16 protein-coding genes are annotated in these 20,949 nt (G+C 40.2%); 10 read left to right on the top strand and 6 right to left on the bottom strand.

Annotated features, from left to right (window positions below):
- Window positions 1-479 precede the first annotated feature (479 nt).
- The 7 genes from B3C94_RS04575 (at window position 480) to B3C94_RS04545 (ending at window position 11,516) form a co-directional block, all read left to right on the top strand.
- Complete coding sequence (locus B3C94_RS04575) at window positions 480-944, top strand: hypothetical protein (protein WP_293899690.1); 465 nt, start codon at window positions 480-482, stop codon at window positions 942-944.
- A gap of 495 nt (window positions 945-1,439) precedes the next feature.
- Window positions 1,440-2,624, top strand: coding sequence for a Pycsar system effector family protein (locus B3C94_RS04570; protein WP_293899687.1), 1,185 nt, complete (start codon window positions 1,440-1,442; stop codon window positions 2,622-2,624).
- Between the two features lie 166 nt (window positions 2,625-2,790).
- Complete coding sequence (gene ppk1 / locus B3C94_RS04565; RefSeq protein ID WP_293899683.1) at window positions 2,791-4,800, top strand: polyphosphate kinase 1; 2,010 nt, start codon at window positions 2,791-2,793, stop codon at window positions 4,798-4,800.
- 134 nt (window positions 4,801-4,934) lie between these two features.
- Window positions 4,935-5,828, top strand: a complete 894-nt coding sequence (locus B3C94_RS04560; RefSeq protein ID WP_293899681.1) for a hypothetical protein — start codon at window positions 4,935-4,937, stop codon at window positions 5,826-5,828.
- Window positions 5,829-5,830: 2 nt separating this feature from the next.
- A complete protein-coding gene (locus B3C94_RS04555) occupies window positions 5,831-8,431 on the top strand; it encodes a hypothetical protein (protein WP_293899678.1) in 2,601 nt (866 codons plus the stop codon).
- A 12-nt stretch (window positions 8,432-8,443) separates the two neighbouring features.
- Window positions 8,444-10,807 carry a GAF domain-containing protein gene (locus tag B3C94_RS04550; RefSeq protein WP_293899675.1) on the top strand — a complete coding sequence of 788 codons (2,364 nt, stop codon included), beginning with the start codon at window positions 8,444-8,446 and terminating at the stop codon, window positions 10,805-10,807.
- Window positions 10,808-10,904: 97 nt separating this feature from the next.
- A complete protein-coding gene (locus tag B3C94_RS04545) occupies window positions 10,905-11,516 on the top strand; it encodes a trimeric intracellular cation channel family protein (RefSeq protein WP_293899672.1) in 612 nt (203 codons plus the stop codon).
- Window positions 11,517-11,638: 122 nt separating this feature from the next.
- Here the strand turns inward: B3C94_RS04545 and def are convergent, their stop codons facing one another.
- Window positions 11,639-12,220 carry a peptide deformylase gene (def, locus tag B3C94_RS04540; RefSeq protein ID WP_293899669.1) on the bottom strand — a complete coding sequence of 194 codons (582 nt, stop codon included), beginning with the start codon at window positions 12,218-12,220 and terminating at the stop codon, window positions 11,639-11,641.
- A gap of 267 nt (window positions 12,221-12,487) precedes the next feature.
- Here def and B3C94_RS04535 point away from each other — a divergent pair, with 267 nt between their 5' ends.
- The 3 genes from B3C94_RS04535 (at window position 12,488) to miaA (ending at window position 15,400) form a co-directional block, all read left to right on the top strand.
- Window positions 12,488-13,267 (top strand): hypothetical protein, encoded by a 780-nt coding sequence (locus tag B3C94_RS04535; RefSeq protein WP_293899666.1) that lies wholly within the window; start codon window positions 12,488-12,490, stop codon window positions 13,265-13,267.
- 64 nt (window positions 13,268-13,331) lie between these two features.
- Window positions 13,332-14,504: a Gfo/Idh/MocA family protein gene (locus B3C94_RS04530; RefSeq protein ID WP_293899663.1), complete on the top strand. Its 1,173-nt coding sequence runs from the start codon at window positions 13,332-13,334 to the stop codon at window positions 14,502-14,504.
- Window positions 14,501-15,400 carry a tRNA (adenosine(37)-N6)-dimethylallyltransferase MiaA gene (gene miaA, locus B3C94_RS04525; protein WP_293899660.1) on the top strand — a complete coding sequence of 300 codons (900 nt, stop codon included), beginning with the start codon at window positions 14,501-14,503 and terminating at the stop codon, window positions 15,398-15,400. Before B3C94_RS04530 ends, miaA begins: the two co-directional genes overlap by 4 nt.
- Before the next feature lie 77 nt (window positions 15,401-15,477).
- On the opposite strand, the gene B3C94_RS04520 is transcribed toward miaA, so the two are convergent.
- The 5 genes from B3C94_RS04520 to B3C94_RS04500 form a co-directional block, all read right to left on the bottom strand.
- Complete coding sequence (locus tag B3C94_RS04520) at window positions 15,478-17,031, bottom strand: Rne/Rng family ribonuclease (protein WP_293899657.1); 1,554 nt, start codon at window positions 17,029-17,031, stop codon at window positions 15,478-15,480.
- A gap of 304 nt (window positions 17,032-17,335) precedes the next feature.
- On the bottom strand, window positions 17,336-18,172 hold the full coding sequence (locus B3C94_RS04515) for a tetratricopeptide repeat protein (protein WP_293899654.1): 837 nt from the start codon (window positions 18,170-18,172) through the stop codon (window positions 17,336-17,338).
- Between the two features lie 18 nt (window positions 18,173-18,190).
- Window positions 18,191-18,475, bottom strand: coding sequence for an HU family DNA-binding protein (locus B3C94_RS04510; RefSeq protein WP_046673299.1), 285 nt, complete (start codon window positions 18,473-18,475; stop codon window positions 18,191-18,193).
- Between the two features lie 247 nt (window positions 18,476-18,722).
- Entirely contained in the window at window positions 18,723-19,769 is a 1,047-nt protein-coding gene (locus B3C94_RS04505) for an 8-amino-7-oxononanoate synthase (RefSeq protein ID WP_293899651.1), read from the bottom strand.
- Between the two features lie 23 nt (window positions 19,770-19,792).
- The gene (locus tag B3C94_RS04500) at window positions 19,793-20,761 is read right to left on the bottom strand and encodes a D-2-hydroxyacid dehydrogenase family protein (protein WP_293899648.1); all 969 of its coding nucleotides are present in this window, start codon (window positions 20,759-20,761) and stop codon (window positions 19,793-19,795) included.
- Between the last annotated feature and the right edge of the window lie 188 nt (window positions 20,762-20,949).

Raw genomic sequence — 20,949 nt, 5'->3', positions numbered from 1 at the left:
AAACCCTTCTTTTTTCATGATTTCTTCTTTCGAAGTAACCGTCCCTCCCTTGCGGAGTGGTGCAAAGATAGGGAGATTAAATACAAACTTCCAAGCCTTTTGTTCTTATTATTTTCATTTTGGGCATAACTCGCTGTCAGGGTGGGAGATTCTTTTTGATTTTTGGTGGCGGGAGGTGCAGAGGAAGGCCAAAAACAGCTGATCCTGCAACCCAAATGAAAACAGGGAAGCACAAGGCACCGTGAAAGGAGCTGCCTCGAGGTTTCCCGAGGTTTGCCAAAGGATTTCAGCTCCGGCTTCAGGAGCAGGACGGAGTCTGGAATGGGACTATGCTGCCCCAGCTATACCACCGGCCTTCGCCGGCAACTAGGCGTTGACGCTGACATTGGGGGAAACAGGCAGGAGGCTCTGCAGGATATTATGTAGTACTACTGAATATATTCTGTCCATACAGCATGTATACGGGATATTGTACTTAGATGGGGATATCGGGTATCTATCAAAAAGTCTATATAGAAAGGACGCATACCTGGATCGGGATCTTACCTGTCTCAGGAAAGCTTATGGATAAGCTCAATCAACCAGTATGGTATCTATGTGTTATGTACCTGACACCGACATCCGGGGGAAACGCGTCGAAAAAGTATCGGAGCAGCTTCGGTGCAGGTTCGGGACAGCCTGTGGACAGCTTCGGAGCACGTTCGGGACAGCCTGTGGACAGTTTCGGTCTGCCAGCGTGCTGCGTCCGTGTTCCTTCCGTGTTGCCTCCGAGTATAACCCTGACTCACCCCGCTAGCACCAAGGACAAATGGCGTTCCGGTTGCGACCATGCCCCCCGGATGCCCCGACCAAGGGCCAACGCAGGCCCGAACCGCAGCCGAAAAACTCCGCAGCAACACTGTAAACACGCGAACAACTCGGAAAAACACGCTATAAAGACTTAAAAAGAATTTGGGGGCGGCAGCATCAGACTAGGAATGCCTTAATGTAACGATGCAGTGGAGCAGCTCTTGTTTCGCTCACCCCGCAGGTTTAAGTCGATATACCCGCAGCTTTAAAGCATCACACAAGTACTGTTTATTTATCCGTAATACACCATGAATCCAGGGTAAGTCCGAGCTGAGTCCGTGTTGAGTCCGAGTCTAACACGCTGCGAGCCCAGTCGCAGTATGCTCACAACCCGCTTAAACAGTATTTAAAGTGGCTTTGGGGACTGAATGAAGACCGGATAAGCCCTAGATAACGGCCGAAAAACGCGATATACTCGGAGTAACACAGCATAAAAGAGGCTAAAAAGAAACAGGCAATTTTACAACTATCGGAATAACTCTTTTTTCAGTAAATTTGATCTAGGTTAATAAATAACAAAAAGGAAGATCTTATTTTTAAGAAATTAAAGATAATGAATACTTTTATTCCAAATAAAATCATATTGATCCATGATAGACTATGCGCAGCTTTTAAAACAGGTCGAAGAATATGCCGAGAGCTATATTATAGATAATATCTCCGTTTGCCACTGTTTCCACAATACGATACACACTCGTTCAGTTGTACGTGCTGCAGAGGAAATTTCAGCGTACTACAAATTAGGAGAGGAGGATCACTTTATCGTTATCAGTGCAGCCTATTTTCATGATCTGGGTTACGTAAAATCCGATAATGCTATCGGTCATGAGAAGAAAAGTGTGGAGATTGCATTCGACTTTCTACGGGACAAAGGCATACCGGAAGACATCCAGGAAAAAATCAGAGGTTGTATTCTGGCAACCAGAATGCCTCAAGATCCCGCAAACCTGCTAGAAGAAATTCTCTGCGATGCTGACCTATTTCATTTCGGAAACGATGATTTCGTCACTAGAAATAAATTGATGAAAGCCGAAGCCGAAGCAGTACTCGGGAAGGAGATCGATAAAGATGTATGGAGGGCGGGCACAATTAAATTATTAAAGAGCCATCATTACCACACTGAATATGCACAGCAAAAGCTCAATGCAAAAAAAGAGATGAATCTAAAAGAACTAGAGAAAAAACAGGAGAAATCTATTTTAAAAAATAAGGAAAGCAAAAAAGAAGACAAAAAGGAAAAAGAAAAAGGTGGCAAGCCGGAACGTGGAATAGAAACAATGTTTCGTATTACTTCGTCAAACAATCAACGATTAAGTGATATGGCAGACAATAAAGCTAATATATTGCTAACGGTCAATTCTATTATCCTTTCTGTCGTCATTGCTGTTTTATTTCGAAAATTAGATGCCAACGAACATCTTATTATCCCAACAATAATCTTAACAACCGCAGTGGTTGCAACGATGGTCATGGCCATACTGTCAACAATCCCCAAAATTCCTTCAGGCAAATTTTCCAAGGAGGAAATTGAACAAAAGTCAGTCAATCTTCTTTTTTTTGGAAACTTCTATAAAATGAAACTCGACGACTACAATGAGGGAATGCAGAAAGTAATGGTCGATTCTGAATTTTTATATGGCATGCTGACCAAGGATGTTTATTCGCAGGGGGTCGTTTTAGGACGCAAATATAAGCTTCTTCGATACGCATATGGAATTTTTATGTTTGGGCTTGTTATATCGGTTGTTTCTTTTGTCGCCGCAACCATATTTTAATAGGTCCATATCAATAGAATCCCAATATGTTAAATCAGGGTACAAGACATACTTTAACAGCTTAAAAATAAAAAACTTAAACCAATTATTAGCTTCCAATTGACACGATATAAAATATTTATTGATGTCTTTGTAAACATGTTGCCATACTTATAAATTAATACGGATGAAGAATAAAGACCTTTACATCAACAGAGATATTAGCTGGTTATCATTCAATGAAAGAGTACTTGACCAAGCTGGGCGGCAGGAGGTACCTTTATTGGAAAAACTACAGTTTCTCGCCATTTTTTCCTCCAATCTGGATGAATTTTATCGGGTTAGAATGCCTGTATTAATGGCTTGGAAAAAAATAATGAAGCAAAATCCCGAACAGCTCATTCCAAACCTCGATATTGGCACGTATAAAAAGGCCTCAAAAACGATAAACAAACAACAGGAAAAATTTGGCCTATTACTCGCTGATATTATACAAGAATTGGCAAAAGAACATATATTCTTTATTTACAATCAAGCTATTCCTATAGACATAAAAGAACGCGCCGCACAATATTTCTTTCATACAATTGCCTCCTATCTCCAAATCATCCAGCTGGATGATACATCCTTTTTTCCAATTAACAATCAGCTGTACTTTGCGGTCACAGACGACAACACGGGAGCGGTATTCTTTCTCAACATTCCGTCCAATCATATTGGTCGATTTTTTACCTGTGAGGTTAATGGAAACACCTATGTCTTGCTCATAGATGACATCATCAAACTATTCTTTCCCGAAGCCGTAAGAAATACATCATTAAGCTTCTACTCCTTTAAAATCACCCGTGACGCGGAATTAAATCTGCAAGATGAATTTGAGGGGGATATTGCACAAAAAATTGAAGCGGAAGTCAATAAAAGAGACCTTGGCTATGCAACACGCTTTTTATTTCAACCTAATTTCCCAAAACAGCTGATTGAAACACTAGCTAATTTATTCGATCTGCGAAAAAGCAGCATTGTTGAGGGGGGAAACTACCACAACCTGAAGGATTTTTTCTCATTCCCGATTAAAATGGATAAATTTTCTTATCCCAAACAACAGCAGATCGAGAGATACCAAAATTTCCAGGAATCTATTTTTGATCAGATAGATCGAAAAGATATGCTGATCTGTACGCCTTACGAATCTTTCGACCCCATATTACGTTTCTTCAACGAGGCAGCAATAGATCCAGCCGTCGAGGAGATCTACACTACGCTATATCGTATCGCCAGTGACTCTCGTATTGCACAGGCGCTAGCCACAGCAGCGAAAAATGGAAAAAAAGTCAATGTATTTGTCGAATTGAAAGCACGTTTTGATGAAGCGAACAATATGCATTGGGCCCGTCTGATGAAAGAACAAGGTGTAAAAATTACCTACAGTATCCCGAATCTAAAAGTGCATGCTAAAATAGCACTTGTCAAACGTAAGGAAGGTCGTGAAAGTGCTCTATTTGGAACAGGAAATCTAAATGAAAAAACAGCTAAGATCTACACGGACTACTTCCTCATTACCTCGAATAAGTTATTGACTAAAGAATTAAAGATGCTATTCGAGTTCTTACCAGCAAGGAAGAAACCCAATAATCCGAATGAGCTATCCTTTGATCATTTACTGATTGCACAGTTTAATCTCAAGCATACATTTATATCGCTAATTGACCAAACCATCCAAGCAGCTAAAACCGGAGCCTCGGCAGCCATAAAAATTAAATTAAACAATCTAGAAGAAGAATCGTTAATCAATAAATTGTACGAAGCAAGTCGGGCAGGAGTTCAACTGCAGCTATTGGTCAGGGGCATCTGTAGATTAAAACCACAAGTACCTGGACTAAGCGAAAACATTGTCGTGAAACGGATTGTAGGTCGATATTTAGAACACGGAAGAATATTTATCTTCCAATATCAAACGAATACAAACACATACCTTGGATCATCAGACTGGATGAACCGCAACATCTACCGCCGCATAGAAACATGTTTTCCCATTCTGAACCCTGCATTAGCGGTTCAGATGCAAGAACTTTTTGATATTCAGTTTGCAGACGACAGCGAAGCGACTGTACTCGATGAACGAGGGCAAAACCAGTCTATAGAAATAAGGCAGCAGAATGTTTCTCAGCAACAAATCCTTGATTATTTAAAACGTTAATATGCAATCAATCAGGACTAATTACGAAAATAAGCCAAAGTCTTCTTGAAAAGGCCTACGATACAATTATTGAGCGTAAGCTAATCCTGTAAACCTGACAGCTTCATCAATTTAAAAGTTAATTATATATAAAGATGAAAAATTCTACGATACTAACAACTATGGCATTAGGTCTAGCAACGGCTATCTTCCCCGCCTGTAACCCCAATAATAAGGCCAAAGAAAACAACAGCAAGTTCACTCATGTTCAAGCAGAACAACCACATAATATTCCCTATACATTGTCTTCAGGCATAAAGATGAGTTTGCCGGATGAATTGCTGGAGATATCTGGAATAGCCTTTATTTCAGGACAGGATGATGATATTTATGCCATCCAGGATGAGCAGGGATTGCTATATAAATTTAACCAAGCGACTCAGAAAGTTACGTTTACACCCTTCGGTAAAGATGGTGACTATGAGGATATCTCTATCAGCAATACGCACATCTTTGTCTTAAAGAGTAATGGCAGTATCTATTCTTTTCCTAGCGCTGAAAAGGAAAATATAAAAAACGTTGTCGAACAGAAAAACCTGTTGCCAAAAGGAGAATATGAAGGGCTTTTTGTAGACCGGGAAAGCAACTTAGCCTACGTATTATGCAAAGAATGTAAAGTGGATAGAAAGCAGGCGCAAACTTCCGGTTATATCTTTACAATCGGCGAAAATGGACAATTCCAGCCAAAAGGAGAATTTGCCATTCAGCTCGACGAGCTGAAAGAATTCGACCCCAAAATCAAGAAAACATTTAAACCATCTGCCTTGGCAAAAAAAGCGGATAGTAAAGAATGGTATATATTATCCTCTGTAGACAAAGTTCTTGTCGTGACCGACGAGAATTTTCATGTAAAATCACTGAATTCCTTAGATCCGAAAATGTTCCCACAGCCTGAGGGTATCAATTTTGATTCCAAATTCAATCTCTATATCAGTAGTGAAGCCGGTAATCAGGATAAAGGGCTCATTTATAAATTTGAAAAACAATAGGCATGCAAAAGGTCGTCCCTTTCTTTCTCATTTTTCTTGCTAGTCATGGTTATGCACAACAAAAGCACAAACCGTCCGTAGTACATCAGGATAAAGCAATAGCTCCTATTCTTATCAAGGATAGCATAACGGTCATTGCGAATGCAAAATATGGCAAAGCGAGCCGGTTTAAAAAGTTCTTTTTGGGAGAAAACTACCGTAAAGAATGGGCGGCAAAGACCGCTTTGCCCTTGCTCCAGCTCTCTCAGCTGAACGGCGGATTAAGTCCTGTCAAACAGGGCGGTGGGATGCAATCTGTATCTTTACGGCTAACAGATCCCACAGGTAGAGAATGGGCTTTAAGGTCGGTCAATAAAAGGACAGAATCACTGATCCCCGAAGAATTACACGGCACCTTCGTCCAGGATGTCCTGGATGATGCGACAAGTGCGCAACATCCCTATTCTGCCTTAATGATCCCAGCTCTCGCAAATGCGGTAAACGTCCCACATGCACACCCCATCATCGGGGTTGTTGCCCAAGACAGCATATTAGGCGAATATGCCCCACTGTTTGAGCATACAGTGGCCCTATTGGAAGAGCGCGAACCACTTGGAGACTCAGATAATAGCCCCAAGGCTGTACGAAAGCTGCAAGAAGATAATGATGATAATTTTAAACCCAAGGCTTATCTAAGGGCCCGAATGCTGGACGTACTGGTAAGTGATTGGGACAGACATGAAGATCAATGGCGATGGTACAATGAAAATCAGGACAGTACAGATCGCGATAAGGATTATATTCCTATTCCCCGTGACCGGGATCAGGCATTGCGTGTCACACAAGGTTTTCTGATGAAAGATATTTATCAGCAGTTTGTGAACCCCGTTATGCAGGGTTTTACAATGGGAATTCCTAATATCCGCTATTCGTTATTCAAATCACGGTTCTTAAATGCTCACCCCAGCAACCAACTATCCCATAAGGAATGGACCAAAGAGGTATCACAATTTGTCGCCCGTCTTACAGATTCCGTGTTATGGGAATCGGTTCATAGCCTTCCCCAGTCATCGATTGCTATTCGTGGTGAACAAATTTTCAAGACACTTCAGAGCCGCCGTGATGCGATGCCTGCAGCAATGGAAGAATACTACCATTTTATCAATAACATTGTCGATATTCATTTAAGCGACAAAAATGAAAAGGTTGAAATAACCAGCACAAAAAATAAAAGCTTAAACATTAAGGTTTTAAAAATCAATAAAGATGGTAAAGTCACCAAAACATTGATGGACAAAACCTATAAAGATGACCTGACAAAAGAAATTCGTCTTTATTTATCCGAAGGTAAAGATTCTGTTGTGATCAATAATGCAAGCTCTCCCATAAAGCTTCGAATTATAGGGGACAGCATTCCAAAAACGTATGTGATCAGCCAAAGCAAATCCAAAATCAGGCTGTATGAAAACACCAAAGGATCAACATTCTTGGGAAACGCTAATAGGATAAAACTTCATTATGGCCGGGATAGTTTAAATACGCAATTTGTGCCGGTAAACCTTTATAACTCTTGGCTTCCATTGCTTACTGCCGGCTATAATGCCGATGACGGCTTCTCGCTCGGTCTTGGTGCCGCCTACACCCATCAGCGCGGATTTAGAAAAACACCATTTACATATAAGCAGCAGCTCACCGTTGCAACGGCTTTTCGGACCGGGGCATATAAAATCCATTATAGAGGAGAATGGACAGCTATTGTCGGTAATGCCGATCTTGTTGTCGACGCGTTGGCGAAAGCCCCTGACAACACCCAGAATTTCTTTGGCGTGGGGAATAACTCGCTCTTTCTGAAGGAACAATATGGTGCAAAATATTATAGGAGTAGGTTTAATATTTTCAATATCAATCCGCAGTTAAGATGGAAGCCTTCATCCACCTTAAACTTAGCAGTAGGTCCACATATTCAATTTTATCACTTAGATCCTGTTGAAAATGAGGATCGATTTATTCTAAATCCTCAGGCATTGCATTCATACGATAGTCTTTCGATAACCAAAGACAAAGCTTTTGCGGGCATCAATGCATTTTTGACACAGGACTCCCGTAATCGCAAGATCAATCCGAGCAAGGGACTATTTATCGAAGCCGCTTTAAATTCCTATTTTGGACTCAATCAGTATTCAAAAAATTCCGCACAGTTAAGTGCAGCAATGACCGGCTATTTTAGTGCGTTTAATGAGGGCATTATATTCGCCAATAGAATAGGGGGCGGAACAGTCGTCGGTAATCCTACGTTTTATCAATATCTATTTCTAGGCGGCCATGAAAATCTCAGAGGATTCCGTCAATATCGTTTCGCCGGCCAGCAGATGATCTATAATAACATCGAAGCACGCGTTAAAGTGCATGATGTCAAAAGCTATGTCCTTCCAGGTGAATTCGGACTCATGGGGATGTACGATATCGGGAAGGTGTGGGCCAAAGGTTATAACAACGACAAGTTTCATCAGGGGGTAGGCGGCGGAGTTTACTATATCGTAGCCAATGCGCTTCCTTTACATGTTGTCATGACAAAATCCAACGAAGGCTGGTATCCCTACTTCAGTACCGGTTTCCGCTTCTAAAATTTTCGATCCATGGAAATAAAGAAAGTACAACTCAGCACGACAAAAAGTGCCAATACGTATACAAAAAATAGACTTGACTTTGAACCATTCTTCAAATACCTGGAGTCATTTATAGAAAATGGCACTCCATCGGATGATATGATTCCTTTATTTGCATTGGAACGAATTAAAGAAATAGAGCATGTGAATGGTAAACTCTGCAAACATAATCTCAATGCATATAAGGATATCCTTCAATTAATTTATAGTCTCTCCGTATCGCTGATTGACACCGATCCAAAAAAATACTGGGCATTAACGACACCACTAGCGGAAGAAGCCTTCTATGGAACGGAAGCTTTTTTTGACCTATGTGGAACGAAATTCGCGGAACAGGAAATTCAAGGCAAAATGCGCGCTGGAAGTCTCCTAACAAACCAAGAAAAATTATTCTATACACTGATCTTCGAACGATTATATGGTTTTTCATCCAATGAGCATATCAGCATTGTCTATCATCAACTCGATGATCAGGGCAAAATCATCGATTACTATGATTTAGACATCGACTGCAAATTTGTTGAGATCAAAGCGAAGAAAACTTTGCCCGCTATTGATATTGGACGTCTGTCGGAAAATCCCAGTGATTCGCTATTCGACTGGAATACGGTCATTAGCACCGTCAAACTGGAAGATTTCGAATTATCGGGATTTAGCATAGTGACCTTCAGGAAGACCAGTACTGAACATACCTTACAGAGAATCCAATCTATTCTATTGGATCTTCCGACATACAACTATCATCTTTTCTTATCAGATTTAGAGAAAATCATGACGCCGATATTAAAAGGTGCTGATACTGTTTTTAGCCTATTTCCATTGTTTCAGTTAAATGGAGTGCCTTTTTTTGATTATACCATCACCAATAAAAGCATCCTGATCTCCGAAGCCTACACCACAAATAATTCCTTCAGGATCAATGCCGAACTTGCAGGCTACCTCAAACATCCGCATGTGATCTTTTATAATAATAATGCGATGAATGGCATCCGGAACACAAAGTCCATTTTCGACGAGCAGATTAGCAAATCTGGGGTAAAAGCCTATTTGTGTATCCCACTGATTCATAACCATTCCCTTTCGGGTATATTGGAAATATACAGCCGTGAAGAGGATCAGCTCGAAAATGAGACCATGCAGGCCCTAGGCGCCTTAGTTCCTATCTTATCACAACTATCGCAGGATATCACCCTTGAATTTAAAAAACGTATTGACGATATTATCATAAACCGCTTTACGACCATACAGCCCTCCGTTCAGTGGAAATTTAACCATGTCGCTGCTCAGTACATCCAGGAACTAGAAAATGACAGTCCAGACGCACATATCAAAGCGGTCGTATTTGAAGAGGTCTACCCACTTTATGGCGCTGTTGACGTCAAAGATTCCACGATCATACGAAATGCTTCTATTTTAAAGGATTTTAGCTTTAAGATCAAACAGCTCGCAATGCTTATTGATGAACTGTCTCTGGATGGAAAGCACAAGTTAATTATGACTTTTTCAAGCCGTGTCGACCAGATTACGGAATCTCTTGACCATATTTCTTTTGATGAATCAATGGTGAAGATCATCGATTTTTTCAGAAAAGATGTACAGCCATTTTTGGAAGAAGCCAGAAGGCAATTCCCGACGAAAATAGAGGTCATTGAACATTATGCAAGACATTTTTTCACCAATCGCGATACAGGTGAATTCTATCGGAATGAATTTGAAACTTCTTTACGCCAAACCAACCAGGTTATCAGCAGGGAACTCGATCATTTCAACAGTTTTATTCAAGGGAATTATCCGTCTTATTTTCAAAAATTTAGAACTGATGGCATTGAATATGATATATACATCGGTGAATCCATTACTCCGCAAAACCCATTCAGCTACGAATTTATTAACGTTTTTAGACGTCAGCAGATTATTTCGATGGCTAGAATTGCTTTAAAAACTTATCATCTAAAAGACATCCTACCGCTCGCTTTGGAGACAACTCAGCTGATCTTTATTAATCCTCATAGCATTGATATCAGCTTTCGGGAAGATGAACGTCGGTTTGATGTAGAGGGATCGCTCAACATCCGTTATGAAATAATCAAAAAAAGAATAGATAAAATACGTATAAAACGAACCAAAGAACGGCTTACACAAGTCAATAAAATAGCTATTGTTTATTTATCGGATGAAATCTTAGAGGATCTCATGTTAAGTATACAAGCAATCTACGACATGGGCATCATTGAACAGACCATAGAACATCTAAAATTGGAGGATGTGCAGGGAATCGCTGGTTTAAAAGCAATTCGTCTTTCGGTGAATCTAAACTATCGGGATTTCTCCTAACTTTGTTCTACAAAGGGAAATTCGTCCTGATTGATGATGCTCTGTCAGTGGCTGTCAATTGGGAGCGTTTAACATAATTATTTTTAAAAAAATTATCATGATTACTGATGCCAACTATTTTTATCTGAGTGATCTGCTGGGCACCTTATTTTTTGCTATATCGGGAACCCTCTCAGCAAAACGCAAGGATATTGATATTTTTGGAGCTGCCTTTCTAGGCTTTGTGACCGCCATTGGTGGAGGATCAATGCGGGATGTATTTTTAAATCTACGGCCCGTGTGGGTCAATGACAGCAATTATCTCATTGCTATTTTCCTAGGAATTCTAATCGCCATTATCTTCAATAAACAATTGTACGGTTATTATCGTACCTTGACGCTTTTTGATGCCATAGGAATTAGCTTTTTTACTATCTTGGGCGTACAAAAATCGCTCAACTACGAAAGTAATACCTATGCAGCCATTATCTTTGGGATGTTCACAGCTGTATGTGGCGGTATGACACGCGATGTCCTGCTAAATGAAACACCGCTAATCTTTAAAAAAGAAGTATATGCTACAGCCTGTCTGGGTGGTGGTCTCATTTATATATTCCTTGTGCATCTTGATCTCGACCTTTCTTGGGCGGCCTTTATTGGAGCCGCAGTTGTATTTTTGATTCGGATGACGGCCGTTAAATATCGGTTATATCTTCCGCGCCTGGACTAAATAGAATAAGCTATATCGGTTTTAGTTTCTCCTCGACAAGGCTAATACCTTAGATAATTTAGTTCGTTTTTGAGACCAGGACGAAGAAAAGTCACAAGCAAAAGAAAAAGCGTTAGTTTGGACTAACGCTTTTTCTTTTGTTGGGGGAATTTCATTTTATAACCTACGCGAATATTTCCTTTCGCAATGGCGTCTAATCTCCCTTTTAACATTGTTTTCTTCAAAGCACTCAATTTGTCGGTAAACAATTTCCCTTCAATATGATCGTATTCGTGCTGTACCACACGGGCAGCCAGACCTGTTAGATCCACTTCGTGTTCTTCAAAGTTTTCATCCAAGTAATTGATGCGGATATTTCTGTGACGCAATACGTCCTCATTAATATCTGGTATACTTAAACATCCTTCCCCAAAAGCCCATTTTTCACCAGACTCTTCAACCATGATCGGGTTAATGAATACTTTTTTAAAAGATTTGAGCATCTCTTTATTTTCTTCATCATCTTCTGCAAATGGTGTTGCATCGATAACGAACATACGTATAGGTAAACCTACCTGCGGAGCCGCCAATCCAACACCATGCGCTGCATACATGGTATCGAACATATCATCAATCAATTTCTTTAAATCTGGATAGTCTTCATCTATTTCATCAGCAACCTTTCTTAATACGGGGTCGCCATACGCCACTATCGGAAGTTTCATATGTAAATAATTATTTATAAGTGCCGATACTCCTTGCTATATATGAGTCCGCTGCACACTGTTTACTTTTAAAGGTTGTCACGTATCGATTGTTAATTGTATGCACAATTTCTTTTGAGATCATATGAGGCTAATTTGTGCCTCTGCATTATGGTGCGTATTAACAAGTAGAATCCACAACAAGATTTCATTCTTCGGTACAAAGGTACGGATTATTATTAAAAGTGAATATTTCGTCAAAAGTTCGATAAAAGTTACTTTTGCTTTATGGATCCATCCTTTCTAAATTTAGCAACACAGTTCAAGCTTCGGCTAGAGCAGGCTTTAGAGACTTCATTGAAGCTCCAGCGACTTGATGGATTTCTACAAATTATCCCAACGGAATTAACAAGTTTAATCTTATTGTATCCTCACAATAAATCCGTTAGACATCAGACTTCCACACCGTGTATTCATATCGATGAAGACCAGTTAGTAGCGAAGTTTGACTTAATTGTCAGACGTATTGTTTCCAAAACAAAAAATGACAGACGTGTTTACGCACGAAACACTGTAGTTGCCCGGATAGACAAAAAAACTAGCTTGCAGTTCCTCGTGGAACATCATCTACAGACAGCTCTGCCAGGCAAATACCGCTATGGACTCTATGAGCAGGGTGAACTTGTTGCCGTCGCTATATTCTCCGGAGGACGGCGTATGCTGGATAGAGAGGAAGATTATCGCTCATTTGAGTTATTACGATTTTGCAACAAATCAGGCTTTAACGTTATCGGCGGATTAAGTAAGCTAATTAAAGCTTTTCGTCAGGATTTCTCACCAGGAGATATTATGACCTTTACCGATCGCGATTGGAGCCAGCACTCTTCTTTAGAAAAAATTGGGTTTGTTGCGAAAGAAATAACAGCACCGATCAACTTTTGGATTGTAGGAACAACACGGTATGCCTATCGAAACACTGCGGAATTAAACACCCTCGTGGACCAGTTTCCCAGTGGCTTTCCAAAGCAAAATATGGGCAGTATCAAGATGATTTTATATATAAAATAAGGTAAATTGTGTATATTGTACACTGTAAGAGTTTGAAAAATAAATAATCAAAAATAATAACGTTATGAAGAGAAAACTTCGCATGGGTATGGTCGGAGGCGGAAATGATGCCTTTATCGGAGCTGTACACCGTATTGCCGCTTTTATGGATGGCAAGATTGAACTGGTTTGTGGTGCATTTAGTATTGATCCGCAGATTTCAAAACAATCTGGAGAAGACCTATTTGTAGCTCCTGAGCGTGTCTATCTAAACTATGAAGAGATGGTCGAAAAAGAATCTCTGCTTCCTGAAGGAGAGCGCATGGATTTTGTGACGATCGTAACCCCTAACTTTTTACATTTTGCTCCAGCTAAGTTGGCAATGGAAAAGGGTTTTGATGTTGTTGTTGAAAAACCAATGACTGTATCTGTTGAAGAAGCAAAAGAATTGCAAGAAACTGTGGAACGTACAGGCCGCACCTTGTGCCTTACCCATACATATTCAGGCTATCCAATGGTCAAACAAGCCAAAGCAATGATCAAAGAAGGTCATTTCGGCAAGATCAGAAAGATTGTTGTTGAATATCCACAGGGATGGTTGAGTCGTTTAACAGAACGTGAAGGCAATGCCGGAGCGGCTTGGCGTGCAGATCCAAAACGTTCAGGGAAATCTTTGGTTATGGGTGATATTGGTACACATGCGGCTCATTTAGCGGAGTATGTATCGGGATTGAAGATTGAAGAACTATGTGCTGATCTAACGACATTTGTTGAAGGTCGTCTATTGGACGATGACGGTTCAGTACTTTTGCGTTTCGAAAATGGCGCAAAAGGTGTATTGATGGCATCACAGATTTCAGCCGGAGAGGAAAATGCTGTCCGTATCCGTATCTACGGTGAAAAAGGTGGGTTAGAATGGGCCAACGAAGATCCGAACAATCTAATCATCAAAATGCTCGACCAACCCCGTCAGCTTTACCGCACAGGAAATGCATATGCTGCACCGTATACGTTGAGTTCTTTTGCAACGCATAATACCCGTGTACCTGCAGGTCACCCAGAAGGTTTATTAGAATCATTTGCAAATATCTATCGTAATTTTGCAGCGACAGTGACGGCAAAACGTGAAGGAAAGACTCCAACAGCGGAACAACTGGATTTTCCAACTGTTTATGATGGAGTAAGAGGTATGGCCTTCATTGATACTGTTGTAAAAAATAACGAAGGAACAGAAAAATGGACTAAATTTGTTCTGTGATAGACAGATTAAATCCTATACTTTCTCTTTTGGAGCAGCAGGCTGTTCCAAAAGAGAAAGTTATTGTAATCCTAGGGCCCACAGCCTCGGGAAAGACCAAATTAGCTGTACAGCTGGCCCAACAAATTAACGCTGAAATTATCAGTGCAGATTCTCGTCAGATCTACCGGAGAATGGACATCGGCACGGGAAAAGACCTATCTGAATACCAAGATATTCCCTATCACCTTATCGACATCCATGAACCGGGGGAACGTTATCATCTCGGAAACTTTATAGCAGATTTTCACCAAGCCCAACAATCAATCGCAGCAAAGGGAAAACATACCATCCTTTGTGGTGGCACGGGCCTATATATCCAAAGTGTTATCCAACAAAATCCATATGCCTTAGTCCCCTCGATAGAAGGACTGAAAGAGTCTTTGCTTGAGTATTCAGAAGCTGAGCTATTAAAACGTCTTCAGGAATATACACCCCCAGCAAATTTTCAAATAGATCTCTCCACCAAAAAGCGTATGATCCGAGCAATAGAAATACTCGCATTTTTAAAGCTTTATCCCGATCACCTCGGTCCGCAACGGACGATCGACAGTATCGTTATCGGACTAAATCCGCCCTTGGAAACTAGACGCGCGCACATTAGCCAAAGACTAAAACAACGGTTGAAAGGAGGCTTTCTAGAGGAAGTGGAGAAACTATTGGCCGAAGGCATCACACACGAGCAACTGCAATATTATGGTCTGGAATATAAGTATGCCTCACTACATCTGCTAGGGCAGCTGGATTACCCCGCCTTCATCACAAAATTGGAAACAGAAATACACCGCTATGCAAAACGGCAAATGACTTATTTCCGTAAAATGGAAAAAGATGGGATAATAATCCATTGGGTTTAAAAGCGCGCAAAATAGAGTCCGTATAAAACAAAAAAGGGCTAGTATCACTACTAACCCTTTTCGTTAATCTTTTTCTATTATAACTTGATTTCTTCATCCTTCGCATTGAAGAAATGGAATTCAGTTAGGTAATATGACGTCATTGGATTTACTTTAATCCATTTTCCGTACTTCATGAACCATTTCATTCTTTTAGAAATCAAACCAGACTTAATGTAGGCGTCTATGTAAGGGTGAACACATAAGGTCACCTTTTTTTCGTTTTGTTCTTGAAGAATAAATTTCAAATTATTTTCAATATCATCCATCACGACAATACTGGATCGGATTTCACCTGTACCATCACAAGCCGGACATTTTTCGTTTGTGACAATATTCATTTCGGGTCTTACGCGCTGACGTGTAATTTGAACCAATCCAAATTTACTTGGTGGTAAAATCGTATGTCTCGCTCTGTCAGACACCATACATTCTTTTAAGAACGTATACAACTCTTTTCGGTGATTAGGCTTATGCATATCGATAAAATCGATGACTACAATTCCGCCCATATCACGCAAACGCAGCTGTCGCGCAATTTCTTTTGCTGCTTCCATATTGACCAGCAATGCATTATCTTCCTGATTCTCCTTGTTGGCAGAACGGTTACCACTATTGACATCAATGACATGCAGGGCTTCGGTATGCTCAATTACGAGATATGCGCCACCCGGCAATGTTACAGTTTTGCCAAAAGCTGCCTTGATTTGCTTTTCAACTCCAAAATGATCGAAAATTGGCTCTTTATGTTTATAAAGCTTGACAATTTTCTCCAAATCTGGAGATATATCGTGTATATATGATTTTGTTTCTTCGAAGATCGAAGGATCATTAACATAAATATGTGAAAACTCGTCTGTCAAAATATCCCGTAGAATAGTGGATGCACGATCCATTTCGCCAAGAACCTTTTGAGGCGGTTCAGCATTACGAAGACGTTTGGTAAATAGCTCCCATTTTGAGATCAGGTCCAATAAGTCACGTTGTAGTTCTTCAACGCCTTTACCCTCGGAAACTGTACGAATGATAACGCCAAAATTAGCTGGCTTAATTCCTTCGACAATCTTCTTTAGGCGGTTGCGTTCGTTACTACCTTTGATACGTTTGGAAATGGAAACAGTACTTGAGAAAGGTACCAAAACGACAAAACGACCTGCTATTGAAAGGTCTGAGCTCAGACGAGGTCCTTTTGTTGAAATGGGTTCTTTGGCGATTTGTACTGGCACGAGCATATTTTTGCTCAAGACATCAGAGATCTTACCAGCTTTATCGATATCCTTTTCAAGTTTTAAACTATTGAGCAGTTTCTCTTGATAACTGCCATTCTTCACTATACGCGTAAGTTTCAGCAAAGATTGAACTTGAGGACCTAAATCTAAATAATGTAGAAAAGCATCCTTTTCGTAGCCTACATCTACGAAAGCTGCATTAAGCCCTGGCATAATTCGCTTAATACGTCCGAGATAAATGTCTCCAACGGCGAAGTTATTATTTGCGGGCTCGCGGTTAAGTTCAACAAGCTGCTTATCTTGTAGTAAAGCAATAGTTACCCCTTTATCAGGAGTTGAATCGATAATTAATTCCTTTACCAAAAGCTACTCATTTTTGATACCTATGCAATATCCTATCGCAATCTTTGGTATCCGATTAAACATTTAAAGAACGTTGTTACGAAAAAAACAATCTACACACCCTTCACAGACATGTAGATCGTTTCGTAAAGCTATCTCAGCAAAATGGGCCAAGATGTTTAAAAGCTCATCACAAGACTATTTTTTCTTGTGTCTATTTTTTCTTAAACGTTTTTTACGTTTGTGAGTAGCCATCTTGTGTCTTTTTCTTTTTTTTCCGCTTGGCATAGCTAAATTTTTTAATGATTATAAAATAATAAATTAATTACTTGCTCAATTCCGCAATCTTTCGATCAATGAATTGTGATAGGGAAGGATCAGCTGCCAGCTCCTTACTTTTTTGAAAAGCAGTCACGGCCTCTTTTTTCATCCCAATATTTTCATAGCCTGTGGCTAAGTAAAAGTATGACTCAGCATCGGGTTTTTGATCGATAACGGTCTTAAAACGCTCGATGGCCTTGTCAAACTGACGGGATTGTAATGAAAACAACCCCAAAGTTTTGTTTGCTTCTAAGTTTTTAGGATCAGCAGCAACGACTTCTCGCAATAAGGCAATACCTGCCATGGGATTGTTCGTTCCTGATACCATTGCGGCACCTAATCCTGTTTTTGCATCCAAACTACCTGTATTCGCTTTCAACGCTGCCTCGTATGCATGAATTGCATTTTGATTTAACGCCTGGGCTAAAGTAGAATCCTGCAAATTTGTATAAGCAGCACGATAAGCATTACCTGCTTTCAACCAATATTCAAATTTTGGGGAAACCTTTGCCATTTCCTCATAGACGAAAGCCTGAGGGGCTGGTTTTGCGACATCGTCCCACTTATCTGCCAACTGTTGCAACAGCTTTATCTTATCCTCTCCAGAAGCTTTTGCAACTTGGCCCTCAATATCGGAAATTTCTTTGACTAAACTAGCATCTAAACCTTGTTTTGTCATCGAAGATATATTTTCCAAATTTACTTCATTGGAAGGCTTCGATTCAGATGCTGCAGCAGTTTGTTTTTCTTTGTTCACCAAACCTTTAATAGGCTGCGCCAAGAGCACAGCAACCAAGGCTACTACTGATCCTATTACTATTATCTGTTTGGTTTTTGCCATGTTAATCTATTTTAAAGATTATTTATTGCCATTCTTTACTTTCTCTACGAAAATTTTAGCTGGCTTGAAACTAGGAACAAAGTGTTCAGGGATAATGATTGCTGTATTTTTTGAAATGTTTCTTGCAGTCTTCTCAGCTCTTTTTTTGACTACGAAGCTACCAAAACCTCTTACATATACATTTTCTCCTCCGATCATTGCGTTTTTGACAACTTTAAAGAACGCCTCTACGGTTTCTTGAACATCTACCTTCTCTAAGCCAGTTTTGGTAGAGATCTCTGCAATAATTTCTGCTTTAGTCATATCTATTTTACTGTAATTATTTATTTTTCAACCCTTAAGCCAACTAATGTTTGGGGATGCAAAAGTATTGTTTTAAAATGAGTAATGGAAATTATTTAAATACTTTTTTGATAAATAAGCTTCCAAAAGCCAAACATTTACAATCAATTAACGAGACATTACATCAGACCCATCTTTAAATTAACCTCAAAAATAAAAACAATTATCTAATTTACAACATGTTGCCTCATGAGATGTCATATAAAAATCAATATATGCCAATTGCATGACTTAGTCGGTCCAAATCTGCTTCCGTATGATGCGCATTCACCACAACCCGATTCAATAAGGGGTCTGTAGCAAGCGGATAAGGAAAACTTGACACCAATATTCCAGCATCCATCAGTCTGGCATAAAGGTTCGGGTCCGTTGAAGAAAAAACAGGAAAATTAGAAACAGTATTTAATTGCGACGCTATACGCTCCCGGAAGTAACTTATATTATGTTGCAACTTTTGGAATTGCTCCAGATAAATCTGCTCGCCATAAACAAATGCATACACGCTCGCCGGTGAGCTTGGAGAAGCGCCGATATAAAAGTTGGATCGCTTAAGAGACTTGATCCGCGGCTCGTCCGCCAAGATCAAACCCGCATCTGTCGCTAGACCTTTCGCCAAGGAGGCAACGACAATTAATTCAATATTGGACACGTGAAAATTGCTTCTATCGAATGAAATACCGTTCTTACGGGTAACACCAATTCCATGCGAATCGTCCAGAAGCAATACAATCTTCTTGTTTGGATCAATATGGCTAAATACCGTAAAGTCATAAGCCTCCGGCTTCATATTATCCAGGCTGTTGCTAACGATGATAAATGAAGTCTGCGGCGATTGATTGATATAAGCGACAGTAGCAGTAGCCCAGTCAACAAAACTTCCTGTTGCCGCGGGTTTTTCGTCTAACCACAAAGACGGATGACAGGATGGGGCATGCAGGACTTCTCCTTCTGTAGCCAATGTCCTGACAAGAAATTGAGCCGCCAAATATCCGCTGGAAAGCAATAGGCTTGCTTCAAAACCAAAACGTTTTGCCGCATAGTCCTCTGCCTGATCAAATATGCCCTGTTGCACATTATTATTTCGTGATGTGCCATTATTTATACCATATCGTTGTATACCCGCTATGAAAATAGAGGTATATGCTAGATTGGTTGCCAGCCCGAGATAGGATGTCCCACCGAAAAAGAGATATTCTCTATCTGCAGTCGTAATAAAACGGCCTGTTGGTTGTTCTAAACGCGTAAAATTATTCATCTATGTATTGCCGATTCATTTAATTAGCGGGTCAGTACTTCGGGGTTGGCTATATGTTGTGGGGCGCCTTCGAAAAAGGCGACAATATTCTCAAAGGCAAGTCTAAATAATTGTTCATAACCATTTTTCTCTACATAGCCAATGTGTGGCGTACAAAGCACATTTGGCAGCTGCAATAATGGATAGTTAGGGTCAAAAATTGGTTCGGACTCATAGACATCTACCGCAGCCATCCCCGGAACACCTGTTTCGAGTGCCGTCAATAGTGCACCCTCTTCGACTAATTCAGCACGAGAAGTGTTGACAAAAAGTGCCGTCGGCTTCATCGACCGGAGATCTTCGAGCTTTACGATACCTCGTGTCGCAGGTACCAACCTGAGGTGTAGAGTTACCACATCTGAAAAATGAAAAAAATCGGATTTACTGGCTGCAGCCAAAAAGCCATCTTTCACAGCTTGCTCGCGTGAATTTTCGCTTCCCCAAACAATTACTTGGGCACCAAAAGCCTTAGCAAACTGCGCTATTCGCTTCCCTATTTTCCCATAACTCCATACCCCTATTGTTTTGCCAGAGACACATTCTCCTATGTTTGTTTGCCACAAACCTTTCTTCATATCACAAAGCGCCTGAGGCAAACCACGAAGGGCATTCATAATCAAAAGCCAAGTCAATTCAGCTGGAGCAATGGGAGAGCCCATACTTTCGGCAACAGCCACGTGGAAGCGACTACAAACCGCCAAATCTAAATGGTTTGAAATTTTGCCCGTCTGGCTAATTAGCTTTAGCTTGGGAAGCTGAGACAGCAGGCTTTCTGTGATTTTTGTACGCTCTCTGATGAGCACCAATGCATCCGTATCACTTAATTTTTCAGCCAGTAAAGCCGGATCTGAATAGGACTGTTTCAATATTTGGACATCATGACCATCAAGAATTTTGAAACAGTCCAACTTTCGGACAGCATCCTGATAGTCATCTAAAATGGTTATTCGCATTTTTTCTGACTTAATTTTAAACTCTTATTTCAATATCAAATTAAAATAAACTGTCTCTTATATCCAATATAACTGCATAGTATATAAAAGCAATCTATTACGCTTCACTGGAGAACTTATTTTAGAGGAAATTTTGTTTTCCGACATCAATTTACAGCATAAAGTTGGAATCCTGCAATTCGTCATGA

This window comes from Sphingobacterium sp. UBA5670 (assembly GCF_002420705.1).
GTDB lineage: Bacteria > Bacteroidota > Bacteroidia > Sphingobacteriales > Sphingobacteriaceae > Sphingobacterium.
The sequence above is the reverse complement of the archived record's forward strand: the minus strand, read 5'-3'. Positions and strand labels throughout refer to the sequence as shown.